Below are 20,312 nucleotides of genomic sequence, written 5' to 3'. Positions count from 1 at the left end.
CCCCACAAACATCCACCTTATTTTAAAATATGAAATCATACGTTTTACAAATTACACTTGTAATTCTAACATTAACAAAGACTACTGTCTTTGCACATCAACCAATTCTCCCTTTAATAGAATCAACACATATCAATAAATATGAATATGGTGCTTGCAACCATAACTTCAGTATTGCGACCAATAACAATGGGAGTATCTTTTTGGCAAATGATATGGGATTGGTTGTATACAATGGTTCTACATGGAAGTTGTATCAAATGCCAAATAAAGTTAGGCTACAACAAGTATTTGTTTCTAAAGATAATAAAGTTTATTGTGCAACAGACAAAGAAGTTGGAGTTTGGAGAGAAAAAAGAGGAACCTATCACTACACTCCTATCAAACAATTTAAGCAAAAAGGGATTAGTAGTTTTTGTAGTTCTAAAGATGAAACGATTTACTTCAATCATCAAAACCAGACATATAAAATAATTGGGCTTAAGCTAAGTCCATGTCTTATATCCATTAGCAGTATTGAGCTTCTATTTGAAGATAATGGATATATTACAGACTGTAGTACAGAAGAGTCCTATTATGATCTTACTATCACGCAAGTAAAACAGTTTAAGAGTGATATTAATCTAAAGGATATTCTTAAAATCATAACAATTGGGGATAAAAGACATCTATTTCTTACAAGTAAACAACAGATATTCTATCAAGAAAAAAACAATGAGCCACAACGATGGGATACAGAAATTGCCAAAATATTGTCCAATAAGAAAATCATTAAAATTAGAAAAATAGAGGATCTTATTTTCTTTCTCACACAACACAATGGACTATATGTGCTTGATATAAAAACACAAAATTACAACCATATCAATCAAAGAAACTATCTTACAACTGATAAGGTGACAGATTTCGTGGTGGACAATAAAAACAGAGTATATATATCCACACTAGATGGAATATCTATTTTGCAACTTGATGCGAGAAAACAACGCTTCACATTACCTCCTCATGTAGGGAGTGAGACTTATTGTATTCGTCCCTATGGCAAATATTTCATCATCGGGACTGAAAGAGGCCTTTTCTACACAAAAAAAGATCAGATATTTAACAATAGAATCATCACTTCTTGTAAGCCTTTTTCGACTCTCCAAAAACGAGTATGGTCCATTACAGATACAGACGAAGGGCTTGTATGTGCATTAGATAATGGGACCTATCTCATAAATAAAGATTTAAAAACACACAAAATATCCACCCTAGGGCATGGGGTAAATTTCATTCCCGTTCACTTTAAAGGGCATACCCAATCCTATTGGCTACAAAACACAGGAGATGCAATATATCTATATCAAACACCTCTAACAAAACACAAACCAATACTGTATGCCCAAACTCCTCATATCAATAAATCATTGGCTATCTATGAAGGTTACTTATGGGCTTCAAGTATGGGCAAATATTACGTATATAGAGTTCCATTACAATACCCTGATAAGCATCCACACAAAGCAGAAATAGTAAAGAAGTTTAGCCATATTCTCCCAACCAATGTGATGGTATTAGATTCCGAATTGAACATACTTTCTGATGAAGGAACTTTTCTATATGACAACCTAAACGATACCATTAAGAAATTCAGCGGATTGGAGCATCAGATAGGTGAATATGCGGCATCCTCCAATCTTTTTAAGATTAGAGACTTTACATATTGGTATGTTACTCGACATAAGATTGCTGCAATTAGAAGAGATGGCAATCATTTCACAAAGATATCAGAATACTTCTTTAACGATCCTCAACAAAGTCTTATCGAAGAATTTGAATATATAGAGCCTATTAATAGAAAACAGTCTCTTGTCTGTATCCAAAATGGTTTTACCATTGTCTACGATGATTTTGATTCTAAGATACCTAAGTCTACAATATCCATCAAAGATATTGCTGTAGACTTCGAGTCTGACGAAACCACAAAATTCATTCACCAAGAGAACATCACACCAACGTTTCAATGCAATGCACAAAAGATCTCGTTTACAATTATTTCAAATAAAAGTCCTAAACATATTCTCACTACAGAATATCGTTTAAATAGAAATGAAAATAATTGGACAAAATTTGATTATCACTCTCCTCTAGTTTTCAGAAATCTAAAACCAGGAGATTATGAGCTTGAAATACGTAGTTGGGACGAAAATAGAGTAGCACAAGGATCTGCCTCATTCAAATTCAAGATCGACACTATGTGGTATGATAATATTCTTTTTATCATCTCATTTATCACCATATTATCTCTAAGCATTATCTCCCTTGCGCTCTACTACATATGGAAATATAATAAAAAGAGGATTCGCATACTAACACTTCAAAATGAACACATTAGACACAAAGAAAATCAAAGAAGACTAGAGAAAGAGAAAGAATTCATAAAGCAGCAGAACAAAGCACTTCATGAAGCGCTTGATAAAAAAAGTCGTGACCTTGTTCTATTCGCCATGGAGCGTTTCAATAACCGAGAACTTCTCGAGGAGTGTAGAGAACGATTTATTCATATCAAAAAAGAGCTTAAATATCGATTTCCTGATAAATACTATGTGAACAACTTAACATTCTTAGAAGAGAATATTAAGGAGTGTAGTAACAAAGAGGAGTTACGAAAGTTCATAGATGAGCAGAATAGAGAATATATCCATCATATACAAGAGCAATATCCAACTCTCACCGATAAAGAGCTAAGAATTATAGTTCTCACGAAGATGAACTTTACAAACAAGCAGATTACCATATTCTTCCACAAATCGACACATTCAGTAGAACAACTAAAAAAGAATATTAAATCTAAGATGAATATTCCATCATCAAGTAAGTTACGCAATGCTTTACCTGACTACAATCACTCATTTTCAATTGATTAACCTTATTCAAGAAATATTTAATCGTATGGGGTGGTAAACCTTAACTTTTTTTTTCAAATTTGCCAGCTGAAATTGCATACACAGCACAAACAAAAAATATACCAATCATAGAGTTAAACAATACATGTTATATTTCTTTCGAATTCTTTCACCAGACCATCCTAATTTTATTTGTGAGATACAGGTTGATGGTACTTCTAACCTATTTACTTTTCATAAAGCAATACAATCTGCTTGTAAGATAGAAGAAGACTTCTGTTCTTTCTTTACATGCGATGACCAATGGAACAAACACATTGAGTATACTGCTGTAGACATGGGAATAGAGGGGGACAATCTTTTCTCAATGGAAAGCACCACCCTTTCTGATTTGATAACAGAAAAAAAGCAAAAACTAGTCTATGGCTATGATATTATTCAAAATAGAAATCTGTACATTGAAGTTACAGAGTTCTGGACAGAACGAAACTTAGATATGCCTGTACTTTGTTTCATGGAAGGAGATATTCTTTCTGAGATGATCTCTAACGCAGAGAATGCATTATCTTTAGAAGAAGACGAAAACATTCATGATCCATATTATGAGGAGGATGAATGGGATGAAGATTTTGATACAGAATTTCAATCTATTGATGATTTAGACATTTAACAGATCGAACCCTTTAATATGAAGACACTAGTTGTTATTACCGGACCAACAGGAGTTGGTAAAACGGAATTAAGCATTCGTATTGCAGAAAAATATGATACCGACATCATTTCGTGTGATTCACGCCAACTTTTTAAAGAGATGGCTATTGGTACAGCAGTACCTAGTGATGAAGAGTTAAAGAGAGTAAAACACCACTTTATACAGACACACTCAATTCATAATTACTACAACGCAGCCCAGTTTGAAGTAGATGTATTAGACAAACTCGAAACGTTGTTCAAAGAGAAAGAGATTGTCGTTATGACAGGTGGCTCTATGATGTATATCGATGCTGTATGTAAAGGGATAGATGATCTTCCTACTGTAACTCCTGAAATTCGTAATGGTTTAATAGCACAATACGAAAACGAGGGAATCGAGAATATTAAACAAGAGTTGTTAGAAAATGATCCAATCTACTATAATCAAGTAGATCTAAACAACAACAAACGTATTCTTCATGCTGTAGAGATCATCCGAATGACTGGTGTAACTTACTCTTCTTTGCGTACCAATACGATAAAAGAGCGTCCTTTTCAAATCGTCAAAATCTGCATCAATAGAGAACGTGAAGAGGTCTATGATCGAATCAATAGAAGAGTTCTTCTAATGGTAGAGGATGGTTTAGAGCAAGAGGCTAAGAAGCTTTTCTCTTATAGAGAATTACCAGCATTGAACACGGTAGGCTACAAAGAGTTTTTTAACTATTTTAGTGGAGAGAAGGACCTAGATCATGCCATTGAAAGAGTTCAGGCGAACACAAGAAAATATGCTCGCAAACAACTTACATGGTTTCGTAGAGACAAATCCTATGAATGGTTTCACCCATCAGAGGAAGAAAAAATAGTTCATTATATTGATCATTGTCGAGATAGTGAATCCAATTGAAAAATAAAATTTCAGAATAATTTAAGGCAGATCCATAGATCTGCCTTAAATTGTTTTATGAAGACAAGAAGTATGTCGCTCGATGCCATACATATTCTAAAGGTCCCTGTTTGAACCTTCGTAGCACCCAATAACTAACAAACATCTGTACGAGTGCAATGCAGGCTCCAAGAACTACGCTACAAGACAGTCCACACTGGGAAGCCAAATTTAAACCATAAGGGTAGAATAAAAAGGTTCCAATCATCGACTGAGAAACAAAATTGGTTAATGACATTCTACCATAAATTTGAAATAAGCCAGTCAATTGTCTAAACCATTTGCCTCTATATAGAATAACAAAAGTAGATATCCATAATAAGATAAAAGCGTAGTTATACCACATCCCCAAAGCAGTCGCAATCGAATCGTATAATGAAGTAGCACCCTTCACACAAAATAAAATCGCAACAGATACCAAAGAGAATAAAAACAACCTATTCCAAAAACGGGATTTTAAATTCTCAAAAAGAGAATATCTACAAAACAGAAAACCTACTATATATAATGAGGCAGTTTGTGCTGCCCTTCCATACTCGACTGCCCAAGTAAGACAAGCCTTCAACCCGAGCGTCATATTCACCTTAGCCATTGACATAAAGCTACTATTCTCCACAGCCATCCCTAGTGTTTCATATAACTTCCCAGTATTCTTAGGAAAAGTATATCCCAAACCAATATAATGGTTTATCCCTTGAAATAGCTCGAATGGCTGCAGTAGAAAAAAGAGCGCAATACATAATAAAGTTCGAGTATTTAGTTTTGCAATAAAAGGTAAAAAAACAGCCACGATAGCCATAAATACCAACGGATCACCTCCCGAAAAAAACGCAGCATTCAAAACTCCAAAGAGAGACAACAGAAGAATACGCCACAAAAAGGTCCAACGAAAATCAACATGACAGCTTACCGCTTTATAGTATTGAAGGCCAAAGGTAAATCCAAAAAGTACAGCAAAAACACCGTACATCTTTCCTTCAAAAAGAAAATACAAAAACTGCTTCACAATTTGATCACAAACTTGTCCCCAATGTGTCGTACTTGTTGGCATAACCCCATAAAGAAAATGATTAGAGCAATGCAGTAAAAGAATACTAAATATTGCCATGCCTCTCAAAGCATCGACAACCTCTATTCGTCTATTTTTTTCCATCTATCTCTATTAAATCAATTAGCCTAACAGATACTTTGAATTCGGAATAAAAGATAGAGCCTTTACAAATAGATATGAGGCAACAAATACAATCACAGCAAATAGTGGTTGACCAATCCAAGCATTCAAACCATCCCATTGTCCAACCAAAGAGAGTAACCAAATATTGATAAAATAGTGTACCAAGAAGATTCCATAACTATATTTAGAGAGTTCTTGTACGATCTTGGCAGGAATGCCTCCAATTGAAATCTTTTGAAGAACCATAAACAAGCCAGCAGTCATCATCACCACATTGATAGAGAGGTTGTTGATAAAGAACTCCACTTTCTGCGACTCCACTGCTATCCAATACATCTTATCTGCATGTTCTAAAGAGTAGAGAAGCCCCTTCAAAGTAAAATAACCACCTACAGAAAACAGAATCAACCCGATAGATATCGACAACATTCTAGAGAGGGTGTTATATCGTCTTAAATAGTAACCTAAAATCAAATATCCTAGATACCCTCCAAAATTATAGAACATCCCAAACTCATTCCAATCACAAACACCAAGCATCTCGGGAAACCATATTTCTGCATAAAACAAAATGGTGGTGAAGCCCCATACACATAAAAAAGCCTCCACCCCTCTTTTGCTCGTTTTTTCTATCCACGGAGAGATCACAGGCATAAAGAGATAGAGACCAAGGATGGTATACATAAACCAAAAATGCACATTCACCCAAGTAAAATTGATTGGAATCATCAACAAACTCTTTACTATTGGGGACAAGTCACTAGTGGTAAGCGCATTTTCGATACCCCCAAAATTTATTTTTGTAGGGGCAGGAAGAAAAACATAAACAACAGACCAAAAGAGAAATGGGATTAAAACACGAGAAAACCGTTTCTTGAAGAACGTATAAGAATCATTTTTAAGAGGCAAGAGTAGTGCTCCCGAGATCATAATAAAGAAGGGCACACAAGGACGAAGAAAAGCGACATAGAACTGTGTGGCAGTTTCTGTTTTCAAGTCAAAAGCAAAACGAACATGGATCATCATAACCATAAAACATGCGATTACTCTGACCAGGTCCATATAACCTATTCGTTTCTGTGAAGATAAAGTTTGTTCCATTTTATTGATATTAGCAATTAAACAAACAAACTTATCTCATAAAAAAGTGACTTCCATTAATCTATATTAAAAAGCGAACTTATCGATTTAATATATTGGACTGATATCTTCTTGGTTGCGATCTCCCCTCACCTTACTTAAATGCTGTGGGGTCATTCCAAGAAAGGAAGCAAGATGGCTCATCTTCACTCTAGTAAAAAGATCGGGTTGCTCTCTCATCAATAGCTCATAACGCTCTTTTGCTCCTTTTCGAAGTCTCTCAATACGTCGGGTTTGCAAACCTAAGACACACTCTTGATGAACCACTCTCGACCAATTTGCAATATCAATATGGGTAGTATATAGTTTATTGAGTTCCTCAATCTCTATTAAATAAAAAGTAGTAGGTTCTACCGTCTCAACAAACTCAAATCCTGGTTCATTTCGATATAGTGACAGCAATGCAAAAGTAATATCGCCTTCACGGCTAAACCAAGAAGTAACCTCTTCCCCATCCACATTACAATAAGATCGACATAAGCCTTTTTCTATGAAATAGACATATCTATTCATATGTCCTCCTCTTATGACCAGTTCATTGGCTGCCACCTCTTTCTTAACATACTTCGATGTCAATGCCATCAAAGAGTCCTCGGACACAGGGTAAAACTTTCGTATACTATCTATTATGTTATGCATGAATTTATCTCAGTAAAAATCATGTACAAAATAATAATTTTTGACACGTTTCACAATTCTTTGAATTACATCGATCAAGGATGCTAAAAATATTATGGGAAAGCAACACTTCAAAAAAACAAGAATTAGAGAAAAGCCTACCATTTACTACCCATTAGATAGGTTTTCTTTACCCTTTGGTTACTCTGGGAGTAACCAAAGGGTAAAGGAAGGGTAACTGAAGGGTAAAGGAAGTACGAAGGAAACATGGGTTATTTTCCAATGATTTGGGGATGATTCCCTGTAGTCTTTCTCCTCTTATTTGAGATAAAAATAGAGGGAAATTATAACCATTGCGAAAAGTAAATTCAAAGATAAAAGGCCAACATCGGCAATATAATCTCCTAAACTATTATCAATAAATTATTATATATTTTTAATTGCGTTGTATAACCTTTAGAATAAAACTATTTGGTATTTTCGAGTGCTTCGATAACCGTTTGAAGGTCCGATTTGATTCTCTTCATTTGATCTAACGGCATCCCCAACTTGGTAAATAGTTCCATGGGAACACATGCCATATCCTGTTGGATATCGTTGGCTTTTTGGGTAAGTTTAATGTATACCTTTCTCTCATCCACAGTATCCCGTTTTCGAGTAATCAGCTCCATTGCTTCCATTCTCTTCAGGAGTGGGGTCAAAGTATTGGTATTGAGATACAATGCTTTGCCTATCTCTTTTACAGGCAAAGCATCATTTTCCCATAACACCATCAAGACCAAATACTGTGGATACGTTAATCCATGATTTTCTAATATTGGCTGATACAACTTGGTAATCATCCTATTGGCCACATAAAAGGGAAAGCAAAATTGGTTTGACAGCTTTAATTGTTCCATAACAACATCTATTTTTGTAGTAATTTCTGGATATAAGAATCCATCTTCTCTGGTTTATCCATCGGTCCAAAGCGTTTTACTGGTGTTCCTTCTTTATCCACAACAAACTTAGTAAAATTCCATTTTACTTTTGAACCAAACCAGCCACCTAATTGAGAACGTAAATATTTAAATATAGGATGCGCATGCTCTCCATTTACATCTACTTTTGAAAACATTGGGAAAGAGACTCCATAATTAATCAAACAACCTTCACTTATCTCCTTTGCTCCCCCTGGCTCTTGATTCCCAAATTGATTACATGGAAAACCTAAAATCACCAAGCCCTCTGACTTATATTTTTGATACAAAGCTTCTAGCCCTTCGTATTGAGGTGTCAATCCACATTTACTAGCAGTGTTTACCACAATCACCACTTTTCCTTGAAAATCAGACATCGATAGGTCTTTGCCTTGTAGGCTCTTTGCATTAAAATCATAGAATCTCATAACATGTATATTTTTAAATCTTATACAATTATATCGCTTACGATATAAATATCCAAATATTTAAAGGACTTTTTTGTACACTACTTTCAAACAAAACAACCTATACCCCTAAACAACAATCGATTAAACAAAATAATAATATACTATTACACCAAACAGACATACTACAAAAAAATTAACGAAGAGTCAAGATAGAATATTTCGCATAAAGCAAGGGAGTAAGATGTTCGTATAAAATGAAGAGAGAAGCCATCATTTCACGATAAAAGGCAAAAATGAAAAGCAATTATGGCGATGAAATAAAGAAAACACAATTTGTCGAATCAATCCGTTTTGGTTACCTTTGTGGGTCTCGTATATTAGAGATAAAAAAGTGATCAAAAGCAAGTTAAAAATACCTTATATAAAATGAATATTTCGTATAGTTGGTTAAAGGAATATATAGATACAGATCTATCTCCTGCAGAGCTTTCGTCCATCCTCACACAGACAGGATTGGAAGTTGGCGGTATTGAGGAAGTGGAAACCATCAAAGGTGGTTTAAAAGGATTGGTTATTGGAGAAGTAGTAACCTGTGGGCCACATCCTGACTCAGACCATTTGTCAAAGACGACTGTAAATGTTGGAGAAGAGGAACTCTTACCTATTGTTTGTGGAGCGCCCAATGTTGCTGCTGGACAGAAAGTGGTTGTGGCAGTAGTAGGAACAATACTATACGATGGAGACAGCGAATTTAAGATCAAGAAGTCGAAGATTCGTGGAGAGGTATCTATGGGTATGATCTGCGCAGAAGACGAGATCGGCCTAGGAGAGAGTCATGATGGTATCATGGTACTACCTGCAGATGCACCCGTTGGTCAACCTGCATCAGAGTACTTCAACGTAGAAAACGAATATATCATTGAGATCGATCTTACACCAAACCGTGTAGATGGTGCATCTCACATTGGGGTTGCCAGAGACCTTGCTGCATATCTAAAACAACAAGAGGATGTAAGCTACAGAGTGGAACCTGTAGATTCGTTTGTTGTGAATGAAGCGACAGCACCTATTACTATTGATGTTCGTAATCAAGAGGCTTGCCCAATCTATACAGGAGTAAGCATCAAAGGAGTAAAAGTGGAGAGTTCACCAGAGTGGTTACAAAAACGACTTATCGCTATTGGATTGACTCCGATCAATAATATTGTGGATATCACCAACTTTGTTCTATTCGAAACAGGTCAGCCACTTCATGCATTTGACATGGCAAAGATCAAAGGGAACAAAATCATTGTAGATACCTTAGCCCAAGGGACGAAGTTCACTACACTAGACGAGGTAGAGAGAGAATTGGATGAGAAAGATTTGATGATCTGTAACGAAAGCGAAGGCATGTGTATTGCAGGAGTTTTCGGGGGTCTTGAATCAGGCGTTCAAAACGCAACTACCGATATCTTCCTAGAGAGTGCTTATTTCAATCCTGTATATGTACGTAAGACTGCACGTAGACATGCAATAAGCACGGACTCTTCATTCCGTTTCGAAAGAGGTGTAGATCCAAATGGCAATGAGTATGCACTAAAGCGTGCTGCATTGTTGATTCAAACCATTGCGGGTGGTATCATTGCAGGAGACATACAACGTGTTGCCTCAGCAGATGCTCCAACAGCACCATTTGAGATTGCATTCAAGCCTGCGAACGCACGTAGATTGATTGGGAAAGAGATTTGTGATACTACAATTGAAAAGATCCTTACAGCTCTTGAAGTAGAGATCCACAAAGTAGACGAAGAGAATTGGGATCTTAAAGTTCCTGCATATCGTGTAGATGTTCAAAGAGAAGCAGATGTGATCGAGGATATTCTACGTATCTATGGATACAATAATGTACAGCCAGGAACAGCCGTTAAATCGACTATTCAATATTCACATAAACCGAATAAGCATAAGTTACAGAATATGGTTTCTGATTCACTTTCAGCTTGTGGTTTCAATGAAATCTGGTGTAACTCACTAGGAAAAGCGTCCAACTATGAAGGACTAACAACTTATCCTGCGGATAATTTGGTAAAATTATTCAATCCACTATCACAAGATCTAAACGTGATGCGTCAGAACCTTCTTTTCGGTGGATTAGAATCAATAGAGCGTAACACAAACTTCAGAAATGGAGATCTATCTCTATATGAATTTGGGAATGTATATCGTTACGATGAGACCATCGAAACAGACAATCCAGTAAAAAGATATCATGAAGAGGAGCATCTAGGCTTATGGCTTGTTGGAAACAAAGAGTCTGAAGGATGGCATGGTGAACCAGCTGCTGCATCATTCTTTACATTGAAATCGTATGTTCTTAATATCTTCGAGAAGTTAGGTATTACAGAGGATAAGACTCAAATAAAGAGCTGCACAGAAGATATCTATAGCGATGCGATCATGATTTGTCAAGGACCAAAAGTATTGGCCACTTTAGGTTATGTAGCACCATCACTACTCAAGAAGAACGGCATCAAAAATACCGCATTCTATGCAGACATCCACTGGTCGACAGTGTTGAAGGCATTGAAAAAGCAAAAAGTACAATACACACCACTTCCTAAATATCCGGAAGTGCGTCGTGACCTTGCACTATTGGTAGACAAATCAGTCTCTTTCGATCAACTAAAAGCCATTGCGCTTAAAGGAGAGAAGAACTTGCTTCGTAAAGTAGATATCTTTGATGTATACGAAGGAGAGCATCTTCCTGATGGCAAAAAGTCTTATGCATTAAGTTTTATCTTACGCGATGACAAAGCAACGTTGAAAGACAAACAGATTGATAAGATCATGAATAAGATGATTAAATCATTTGAACACCAAGTAGGAGCAACACTTCGTTAGTATTGATTTGAAATATCACGTTCAATAATAGATTACAGAAAGGTCAATCGAATACGATTGACCTTTCTTTTATAAGATTATATATCCACTTCGAATAAAACAAAGCGCATGAGCGACAATAAGAGAGGGATTCTTTACGCATGTTTCACAGCCCTTTTGTGGGGATTTCTTGCCATAATATTAAAAATGGCCTCCCAATTCCTAGACTCGCAAACCATTGTTTTTGCTCGATTCTCGGTGGCATTTATATGCTTGATGATTATCGTACTAGCTCGAGGAAAGAGAGAATATTTCTCGATCTTTAAGCGCCCACCTATAATGCTAGTAATCGCAACGATTTGCCTCTCTGCAAACTATCTAGGTTACATGCAAGGAATCCATCTAACGTCTCCTGGAAATGCCCAGATACTCATACAGTGGGGGCCTATATTATTGGCATTGTCAGGAGTTTTTATCTTTAAAGAGAAGTTAAGTAGTCTACAGAAGATGGGCTTTGTAGTTGCATTGGCTGGATTCACACTATTCTTTAGAGAGAAGCTGGTACATCTACTAGGCACTAGTGGACAGTATATTGCTGGGAACTTATGGACTCTTTTTGGAGGAACCATGTGGGCAATCTATGCGATACTTCAAAAGAAGTTGGTACAGAAATACAACACCACACAGCTTAACCTATTTATCTATGGAGCAGCCACCCTTATCTTCTTAGCTCAAGCAGATCTAAGCAAACTAGTTGATCTTTCGGTACTTCAATGGGCTATCGTGATATTCTTAGGGTTGAATACGCTTCTAGCTTATGGTGCTTTGGCAGAGGCACTAAAATACACCAAAGCCAATAACGTAAGTATCATTATTACCTTAAATCCTGTCCTAACCTTTATATTATTAGGTATTATGGGAGAGATAGGACTCAATTGGGTCGCGCCAGAACATCTTACACTTCTATCCATCGTTGGAGCAACAGGAGTATTAGGTGGAGCGATTATGATCATTGGAGGAAAAAATAATTCGTAAAGTATATGAAACATCTTGCATCTAATATAAAATATTTAAGAACTCAGTTTGGACTCTCTCAGAAGAAGTTGGGCCTAAGAGTAGAAATATCTCCTTCTTCCATCGGGAGTTATGAAAATGGTCGTACCATACCGACGTTAAAGAACATACAGAAATTAGCTACTACATTTCACGTTGACATTGATGCAATGTTGCATGTAGATCTATCGGTAGAGAAGATAGAAGTTGGTAAAGAAGGGAAAAGTATTCGAATACTTCCTATTGTCGTGGAGAATGACAACAAAGAGAAGGCATCTATCGTTCCAGCCAAAGCGGTTGCGGGGTATACAGAAGGTTATGCAGAGCCACAATTTATATCGAACTTAATCAACTTCGACCTTCCTTTTCCTGAGCTACAGAGAGAGCAGACCTATCGCGTTTTCCAAATAGCAGGAGAATCGATGCTTCCAATAAAAGATAGATCCTATATTATTAGCAGTTATCTTCAAGATTGGAACCATATTGCCTATGGCAAATGTTATATTATCCTGACACAAGAAGATGGTATTGTATTTAAGCGAATAGAGAAAAGTGAGGTAGAAAATAGACTAAAACTCACATCGGATAACCCAAGCTTTCACCCCTATGAAATTCATATGGCAGACATCAAAGAGATTTGGATTGCCAAAGGAGTGATTGATTTCGATATCCACTAGAGTCTGTCTAGCAAACGACCAAAAACACAAAGGGGGAAATGTGCTTCCCCCAACAAAATCCCTAGAATAAAATTTCGTATCTTCATGGTAGAGATATAAAATGGATGTCCAAAACCCACCATCATGAATACAACAGACATAAAGACACATCCATTCAGAGGAGACAAACAAGGAATCAAGTTAGAGATTATCGATATACAGAAAATTCTCTCTATGAAATCGAAATCCCATGTGGCACATCGCTTAGATTTTTTTCAGATACTTATTATCACCAAAGGGGTTGGAATACATGAAGTGGATTTCACTCAATACCACTATCAAGCAAACACAGTAATTCCTGTTGCTATGGGACAGGTTCAAAGGTTCTTCCCTAATAATGAGTTGGAGGGGTATGCGATTGTTTTTACTCCAGATTTTCTTATCAAAGAGTCATTCGACTACAACTATCTTTTTCAGTTTACGATCTTTATGAACAACACGGAGGACCTTCTATGTGAAGCAACCCAATCCGTAAAAAACATTCTAAATACCCTAATCCGAGAACAGCAAGAGAGTGATCTCTTTGAATCAGAAGCGCTTCAAAGAAACTTAATAAGAAACTTTCTAATTCATCTTGAAAGAGACAAAAGGAAAACACAAAATATTGATAACAAGCAAAAGCTCGACCTCTATCTTCGCTTTAGACAAGAGGTGGAAACCTCTCTAAGTTATAAATTGAAAATACATCAAATATCAGAGCAACTAGGAGTAACTTCGAAACAACTGAATAGAGTGGTGAAACATTACCTAGGTATGACGGCCAAAAAGTATATAGATCAAAGAGTATTACTAGAGTCACGAAGACTACTCACCCACTCCTCACTAAGCATCAAAGAGATTGCCTATACAATAGGTTTTACCGATCCTACAAACTTCACTAAATACTTTAAATCGAAATTTGGTATGAACCCTTCAGACTATCGTAATAAAATATAATGGCCTAATTCTACCATTAAATGACCTTTATTCACCTTTACAAGAAACCTTCTAAGCTATATTTTTGCAACTACATCATGGATAGTTCCCACGACTATAACATGGAGCTATTCGAAGAGTGATCAGATTGGACATATAATCAAAGGATCAATATTCAAAGATAGAGAGTTGTTTTAAATTAAAGATACTTGAATAGATGGGATTAAAACAGAAGCTTTTTGCAAAAAAAATCAAGGAGAAACTATCAGTAAAAGATGGTTATATCGCCGTGAACATAGCATCATGTGATGGGTGTAGAAATTGTATTACATATTGTCCAAAGGATGCGATATCCATAAGAGAGATTACTACAGAAGAGAAAAAAGATCTTCCTCTTAAAGGACGTATAAAAGTCAAAATAAAAGGGCCAAACAAGGCATTCATTGATACGACAAGATGTATCGTTTGTGGAATTTGTATGGAACAATGTCATGAATATGCTATTCATAAATACCCACATGAATAGATATTCATAATAATAAATAAATCAAAACTTAAAGAGATGTCAATAGTTCGAAACAAGACTTTTAGTATTACAAAAAAGGTTCGTAGAATGACTATCCTATGGAGATATTTTATATTCGTTGCGGGATTGCTACTCTTCGGTGCTTGTCAACAAAAAGAGGCAATGAATTCAGTAAAAAAAGAAGATCATGTGAATCTTGTTAAACTGAAGAATCATACCAAGGAGTTTCGTCAAGAAATCATCAAACTCAATCCCAATGTCTATGTTGCTGTTGGATTTGATGGTTCAAACACTTCTATGATTATTGGAGAGGATGGGGTCATCATTATCGATGCGTTGAGATCGTTAGGAGCAGCAGAGAAAGTGGCAGAAGCGTTTAGAAAGATATGTCCGAAACCAGTAAAAGCTGTGATCTATACCCATGGTCATGAAGATCATACAGGAGGAACTTCTGCATTCACACAAGGCAATAACAAAATACCAGTTATAGCAAGAGAAGGGTTTAAAAAAGAGCTACAAGAGAAATCACCAGTTCGTCGTATATTGCAAAAAAGAAACGAACGACAATTTGGTAGAGTACTTCCTAAAGAACAAATTATCAATAGAGGAGTTGCTCCTGGATATACATCTAAAGACCGAGTAGGGAAAGGATATATCAAACCTACACGTGTATTTAAAGATTCCTTGACTATTCAGATAGCAGGCATTCCCATTCACTTGTATGCAGCCAATGGAGAGACAAATGATGCCCTTTTTGTATGGTGCCCGAAATACAAATCCCTTTTCACTGGGGATAATTACTATAAAGCATTTCCTAATCTATATGCAATCAGAGGTTCTAGATATAGAGATATAGAATCATGGGGAAATATGGTGTTGAAGATGAGTACTTTCCCCTCAACCTCATTAATCCCTGGTCATACCCGTCCACTGAAAGGGAAAGAGAACATTCATAAGAATCTCACAAACTATGCTACAGCAATATTATCGGTATATCATCAAACAATTGATGCAATGAATGAGGGATATACACTACAAGAAACAGTAGATCGTGTCCAATTGGCAGACTCACTAAAAGAACAGTCTAATCTACAAGAGTTTTATGGTTCTGTAGCATGGGGGGTACGTTCTATTTATACCCATTATGTTGGATGGTTTGATGGAAATCCAACCAATCTTTATCCATTAACAGAGAAGAAAGAGGCACAAAAGATGATCTCTTTAGCTGGTGGGGCATCGAAAACATTCGATAAATTTGATAAAGCTTACCAACAAGAGGAGTACCAATGGGCCCTTCAACTATCAGACTATTTAATCATTACAAAATACAAAGTCGCTGAAGTTACAAAGATCCAAATAAAGTGCCTAAGAGCATTGGCTTCACAACAATTAAATGCTCCTGCTAGAAACTACTACCTTTCTTGTGCAGAAGAGTTAAACACAAAGCAATAACAGGAGTAAAAAAAAGGTGTCGTAAAACGACACCTTTTATATTTATTTTATAAGAATTTTCTTAAGAATCTTCTGAAATAGATCCATGATCATTTGGACCTTCGGAGATTGAACTTCTCATATTCGTATCTGCTTGAATATTTTGATACTTCATATAGTCCATCACACCAATATTACCAGTTCTGAAAGCTTCTGCTAGTGCCAATGGCACTTCCGCTTCCGCTTCAATCACTTTTGCTTTCGCCTCTTGAGCTTTAGCAATCATCTCTTGCTCTAAAGCAACCGCCATTGCACGTCTCTCTTCCGCTTTTGCTTGTGCAATATTTTTATCTGCTTCCGCTTGATCCATCTGAAGGTATGCGCCAATGTTTTTACCTATGTCGATATCTGCAATATCAATAGACAAGATCTCGAATGCAGTTCCAGCATCCAAACCTTTCTCTAATACTACTCTAGAGATTGAGTCTGGATTCTCAAGCACCTCTTTATGAGAAGCAGAAGAACCAATAGAAGATACGATACCTTCTCCAACACGAGCAAGAACAGTATCTTCGCCAGCACCACCAACCAACTGACGGATACTTGCACGAACAGTAACACGTGCTTTACAGATTAACTGAATACCATCCTTTGCAACAGCAGTCACAGGAGGAGTATTAATCACCTTAGGGTTAACGGACATTTGTACTGCTTCGAAAACATCACGACCAGCCAAGTCAATAGCAGTAGCCTCTTTAAAAGGTAGTTCGATACCTGCTTTTGATGCAGAAACTAAAGCGTGAACCACTAGTTCTATACGACCACCCGCTAAAAGGTGGGCTTCTAAATCGTCTCTTTTGATTTCAGCTAAACCAGCTTTGTGCGCTTCTACCATAGCTCTCACAATTACTCCCGGAGGTACTTTACGAAAACGCATTGCAAAAAGCTGCATCAAAGAAACATGCACGCCAGAGGCAATCGCAGTAATCCAAAGTCCCACAGGAACTAGATAGAAGAATATCAACACCAATATGATGATGATCGGCAATAATACTGCCAAGGATAATTGACCCATAACTATATAATTATTATTAATTAATGATTATCTACTAAAATCTAAATCGGGGAAACATACACTTTTTTGTTTTCAATCTTTACGACAACCACCTTCTGATTCTTGTCAATAACCCCCTCAACAGAGTAGGATTGAAAACGTTGTTCGTTCACTATAATATAACCAACAGGTGCCATTCTAGACTCAACAACTCCCTCATCACCTACTTCCACAGAGATGTCACTTAAAGGATCCACCGTACTATCAATGGAGGTATTCAGTTTAGGGAAAAGATGTTGGGCTCGTTTTAAAATTAAATTCACGATGATAGGAATCGATATTCCGTATATGACTAATGTGATTACAGCTCCCCAAACACCATAAGAAGTATATGCATAATAGATAGAAAAACCAGTGATTAAGATTGCAAAGATACCTGAAATAGATAAGCCCGGAAGGATTCCAAGCTCCACAATGATTAACATGGTTATGATGATCATCAGAACAAAAAGATACAAAGCTGTAATCATAAATCAATTATTTTTAGTTGAACATTTTGCACAATTTAACAAAAAACGAGCATAAAAAGCATTATCCTATTATCTTTTTTGCAGCATCAAAAGAGATTCTGTTACCTTTTTTATCCAATGCCACAGTAAAAGCATCAGAAAAACCTCCAGCTCTCAATGCTTTTTTTGCAATTGCAGCATCTTTTAAAGAGGTAAAATATCCAACGACGTAATAGCGAGTATCGCCTTTTGAATAGAAATGAATAGGCACATTTTTCGTTACATCTTCAACTTGATTTTTAATCGTAGCAGGAAGATCTCCTTTCAATGCTTTAATCTGAATAGCATAGTAAGCATCCGGGGATTTTGAATCGGTTACTGTTGTAATACTCTTCGGAGTCTCTGCTTGTTTATTTTCTGATACAGTAGTTGTTAGGGCTTTGGATGCAGCTTTAGATGTGGTAGCAGTCGTTCCTACATCAAATGTCATATCCTCATCAAACGTAACGGAAGGTACATCAACATCATTTACAATAGCAGGAGTTTCTTCTGCTTTAGTCACCACTTTCTCTTCCACCTTCTCATTTGGAATTGCAGCTTTGGTCTCTTGAACATTCTTGGTTGTTTGTGCAGGAATGATCGCAGCAACCTCTTTCTTTTTCTCCACAGTTGTTACTTCGATAGTCTTAGGAGTATTGGGTTTAGGAGTTACAGCCTCCTCTTTTGACGACTTCATTTTCGAATCATCTACACGACTATTAGAAGGGACCAAAGTTGCACTTGAAGCTGGTTCTTGTTTGACAACGGCAGCATTACTCTCCACGACAGCAGCTTTCTCTTGTGAGTTTGTTTTTATATTGCTTTTTGTAGACTCTGGCGTGGTTGCTGCTTTCTGAATCGCAATCGCTGGAACTACATTAGGCTGTTCTACATTAGTATTATTTGTATCAACAGATTTCTTGTCTTCTTTAGGAGTCGGAACCACTAATTTGTCTTCAATAAAAACTTGTTTGGTATTATACTTCTTACTTAAAGCAATGGCATACTTTTTTTGATCATCTTGTGAATAGTCTTTCCAATAAGTCTGTTCCACCATTTTAGATTGTGCAAATCGTTGTTGTTCTTGCTTTAAAAGTGGATACAACTCCTTTTCTAACTTAATGATCTGATTCGTTAGACCATTACGTTTCTCTTCCACTTCCGATTTAGAATATTTATCTTCATTGGTTTCAATACTCTTAAACACATTACGCAACTCCTCAATCTTTTCAGATAAACCCAACCGTTTCACCTGAAGCTCTAATCCTTTAAGAAAGAGACTTTTTGAAGCATTCTCTTTAAAATCATCCACACGATGATAAGTAAGTAAACCATTAATATTAAATTGAATCTCATACGTAGAGAGGTCAATAGACTTGGATGAGCTCTTCTCATCTTCAATATCAGAGACACTCTTATTGGGAAGTGCTGAATTGTTTACAGTCTCAAGTTCTTTTTGATGTTTTTCTTCTTTTATTCGAGCAACTCTACTTCTTCCGACATCCAGCGAAAAAGGATTATTTTTCTCATAAGCCATCTCTTTGTACTCCTTTACTTGCAGTTTCTTCTGCTCTTTACGTTTTGAACTATCTTGAAAACGAGCATACGAATCTAACGCTTTTTCATATTGACCAAAAGCATGATAAGCCTGTCCCAAATAGAAAAGTGCATTGGAAGGGGTCTCCTTACTTTGTAAAGATTGACGTAAAGAGGTAATGATGTCTTGGTCAAAACGCTTAATCTTCACCTTTGTTACCCCATAGTAGTAGTTCATCAAAGGATCAGATCCATAAAGGTCATGAAGTTGAACAAATAAAGGAAATGCTTTATTATAGGCTTCTTTATTGAAATAAGATATTGCCTCGTCTTTCGCTCCAGTGGTCTGCCCTTGAGTAGTAAACACGAAGCTTAACTGTAGCAAAAATGCTACAAAGAACACTCGATTGATTTTTAGCTTAATCATAGATCCTTGAAGTTTTTCATCTAACAAACAAGACTGTCCAACATGAAACAATCTAGAGATTAGATTTTTATGTGTTATATCTAACTATTTTTATGCTAATATAACGGTTAAACCTTACAAACACAAAAGATGATGAACATACTTAAATGTTATTATATCCTAAAAAACACAAGAAAATAATCAAGACAGATGGGTATTCAATCACACTAGGTTCGTTCATATAAATTAAAAGTAATAATTGTTAAGATAGAGAAATTAACCACTCCCAATGTTAAAATATTTTTAAGAAACAACACCAGTTTACTATCAAAAACATGATTTTCGTCAACTTTATCAATTAATTTAATATATTACAACACGTAATCATAACAATAAACATAATCATAACAAAACATAGTTAATTAAATCATAGTATT

At 36.2% G+C, this 20,312-nt stretch carries 17 protein-coding genes; 9 read left to right on the top strand and 8 right to left on the bottom strand.

Annotated elements, in window-relative coordinates; all coding sequences use genetic code 11:
• The first annotated feature begins 29 nt into the window (after positions 1 to 29).
• The 3 genes from K4L44_02830 to miaA all read left to right on the top strand — a co-directional run bounded on the left by K4L44_02830 (position 30) and on the right by miaA (position 4,488).
• Positions 30 to 2,909, top strand: a complete 2,880-nt coding sequence (locus tag K4L44_02830; protein QZE14813.1) for a hypothetical protein — start codon at positions 30 to 32, stop codon at positions 2,907 to 2,909.
• A gap of 124 nt (positions 2,910 to 3,033) precedes the next feature.
• Positions 3,034 to 3,558 carry a plasmid pRiA4b ORF-3 family protein gene (locus K4L44_02825; GenBank protein ID QZE14812.1) on the top strand — a complete coding sequence of 175 codons (525 nt, stop codon included), beginning with the start codon at positions 3,034 to 3,036 and terminating at the stop codon, positions 3,556 to 3,558.
• Between the two features lie 18 nt (positions 3,559 to 3,576).
• Positions 3,577 to 4,488: a tRNA (adenosine(37)-N6)-dimethylallyltransferase MiaA gene (gene miaA, locus K4L44_02820; protein QZE14811.1), complete on the top strand. Its 912-nt coding sequence runs from the start codon at positions 3,577 to 3,579 to the stop codon at positions 4,486 to 4,488.
• 55 nt (positions 4,489 to 4,543) lie between these two features.
• Here miaA and K4L44_02815 read toward each other — a convergent pair whose 3' ends face one another.
• The 5 genes from K4L44_02815 to K4L44_02795 form a co-directional block, all read right to left on the bottom strand.
• Positions 4,544 to 5,680: a DUF418 domain-containing protein gene (locus tag K4L44_02815; GenBank protein QZE14810.1), complete on the bottom strand. Its 1,137-nt coding sequence runs from the start codon at positions 5,678 to 5,680 to the stop codon at positions 4,544 to 4,546.
• A gap of 18 nt (positions 5,681 to 5,698) precedes the next feature.
• Positions 5,699 to 6,802, bottom strand: a complete 1,104-nt coding sequence (locus tag K4L44_02810; GenBank protein QZE14809.1) for an acyltransferase family protein — start codon at positions 6,800 to 6,802, stop codon at positions 5,699 to 5,701.
• Between the two features lie 87 nt (positions 6,803 to 6,889).
• Positions 6,890 to 7,480, bottom strand: coding sequence for a Crp/Fnr family transcriptional regulator (locus tag K4L44_02805; GenBank protein ID QZE14808.1), 591 nt, complete (start codon positions 7,478 to 7,480; stop codon positions 6,890 to 6,892).
• 446 nt (positions 7,481 to 7,926) lie between these two features.
• Positions 7,927 to 8,358 (bottom strand): MarR family transcriptional regulator, encoded by a 432-nt coding sequence (locus K4L44_02800; protein QZE14807.1) that lies wholly within the window; start codon positions 8,356 to 8,358, stop codon positions 7,927 to 7,929.
• Between the two features lie 8 nt (positions 8,359 to 8,366).
• Positions 8,367 to 8,846 carry a glutathione peroxidase gene (locus K4L44_02795; protein QZE14806.1) on the bottom strand — a complete coding sequence of 160 codons (480 nt, stop codon included), beginning with the start codon at positions 8,844 to 8,846 and terminating at the stop codon, positions 8,367 to 8,369.
• Between the two features lie 408 nt (positions 8,847 to 9,254).
• Between K4L44_02795 and pheT the strand changes: the two genes are divergently transcribed.
• The 6 genes from pheT to K4L44_02765 all read left to right on the top strand — a co-directional run bounded on the left by pheT (position 9,255) and on the right by K4L44_02765 (position 16,352).
• Complete coding sequence (gene pheT / locus K4L44_02790; protein ID QZE14805.1) at positions 9,255 to 11,711, top strand: phenylalanine--tRNA ligase subunit beta; 2,457 nt, start codon at positions 9,255 to 9,257, stop codon at positions 11,709 to 11,711.
• Between the two features lie 108 nt (positions 11,712 to 11,819).
• Positions 11,820 to 12,725, top strand: a complete 906-nt coding sequence (locus tag K4L44_02785) for a DMT family transporter (GenBank protein QZE14804.1) — start codon at positions 11,820 to 11,822, stop codon at positions 12,723 to 12,725.
• 5 nt (positions 12,726 to 12,730) lie between these two features.
• The gene (locus K4L44_02780) at positions 12,731 to 13,420 is read left to right on the top strand and encodes a helix-turn-helix domain-containing protein (protein ID QZE14803.1); all 690 of its coding nucleotides are present in this window, start codon (positions 12,731 to 12,733) and stop codon (positions 13,418 to 13,420) included.
• A 123-nt stretch (positions 13,421 to 13,543) separates the two neighbouring features.
• Complete coding sequence (locus K4L44_02775) at positions 13,544 to 14,395, top strand: AraC family transcriptional regulator (GenBank protein QZE14802.1); 852 nt, start codon at positions 13,544 to 13,546, stop codon at positions 14,393 to 14,395.
• Positions 14,396 to 14,591: 196 nt separating this feature from the next.
• Positions 14,592 to 14,900: a 4Fe-4S binding protein gene (locus K4L44_02770; protein ID QZE14801.1), complete on the top strand. Its 309-nt coding sequence runs from the start codon at positions 14,592 to 14,594 to the stop codon at positions 14,898 to 14,900.
• A gap of 36 nt (positions 14,901 to 14,936) precedes the next feature.
• Positions 14,937 to 16,352 carry an alkyl/aryl-sulfatase gene (locus K4L44_02765; GenBank protein ID QZE14800.1) on the top strand — a complete coding sequence of 472 codons (1,416 nt, stop codon included), beginning with the start codon at positions 14,937 to 14,939 and terminating at the stop codon, positions 16,350 to 16,352.
• A 61-nt stretch (positions 16,353 to 16,413) separates the two neighbouring features.
• On the opposite strand, the gene floA is transcribed toward K4L44_02765, so the two are convergent.
• The 3 genes from floA to K4L44_02750 form a co-directional block, all read right to left on the bottom strand.
• The gene (gene floA, locus K4L44_02760; protein ID QZE14799.1) at positions 16,414 to 17,406 is read right to left on the bottom strand and encodes a flotillin-like protein FloA; all 993 of its coding nucleotides are present in this window, start codon (positions 17,404 to 17,406) and stop codon (positions 16,414 to 16,416) included.
• 41 nt (positions 17,407 to 17,447) lie between these two features.
• A complete protein-coding gene (locus K4L44_02755; protein ID QZE14798.1) occupies positions 17,448 to 17,915 on the bottom strand; it encodes an NfeD family protein in 468 nt (155 codons plus the stop codon).
• 61 nt (positions 17,916 to 17,976) lie between these two features.
• Positions 17,977 to 19,896 (bottom strand): hypothetical protein, encoded by a 1,920-nt coding sequence (locus K4L44_02750; protein ID QZE14797.1) that lies wholly within the window; start codon positions 19,894 to 19,896, stop codon positions 17,977 to 17,979.
• Positions 19,897 to 20,312 lie beyond the last annotated feature (416 nt).

This window comes from Prolixibacteraceae bacterium (genome assembly GCA_019720755.1).
Taxonomy (GTDB): Bacteria; Bacteroidota; Bacteroidia; order Bacteroidales; family Prolixibacteraceae; genus Halosquirtibacter; species Halosquirtibacter laminarini.
This window is presented reverse-complemented; position numbering and strand designations above follow the sequence as displayed.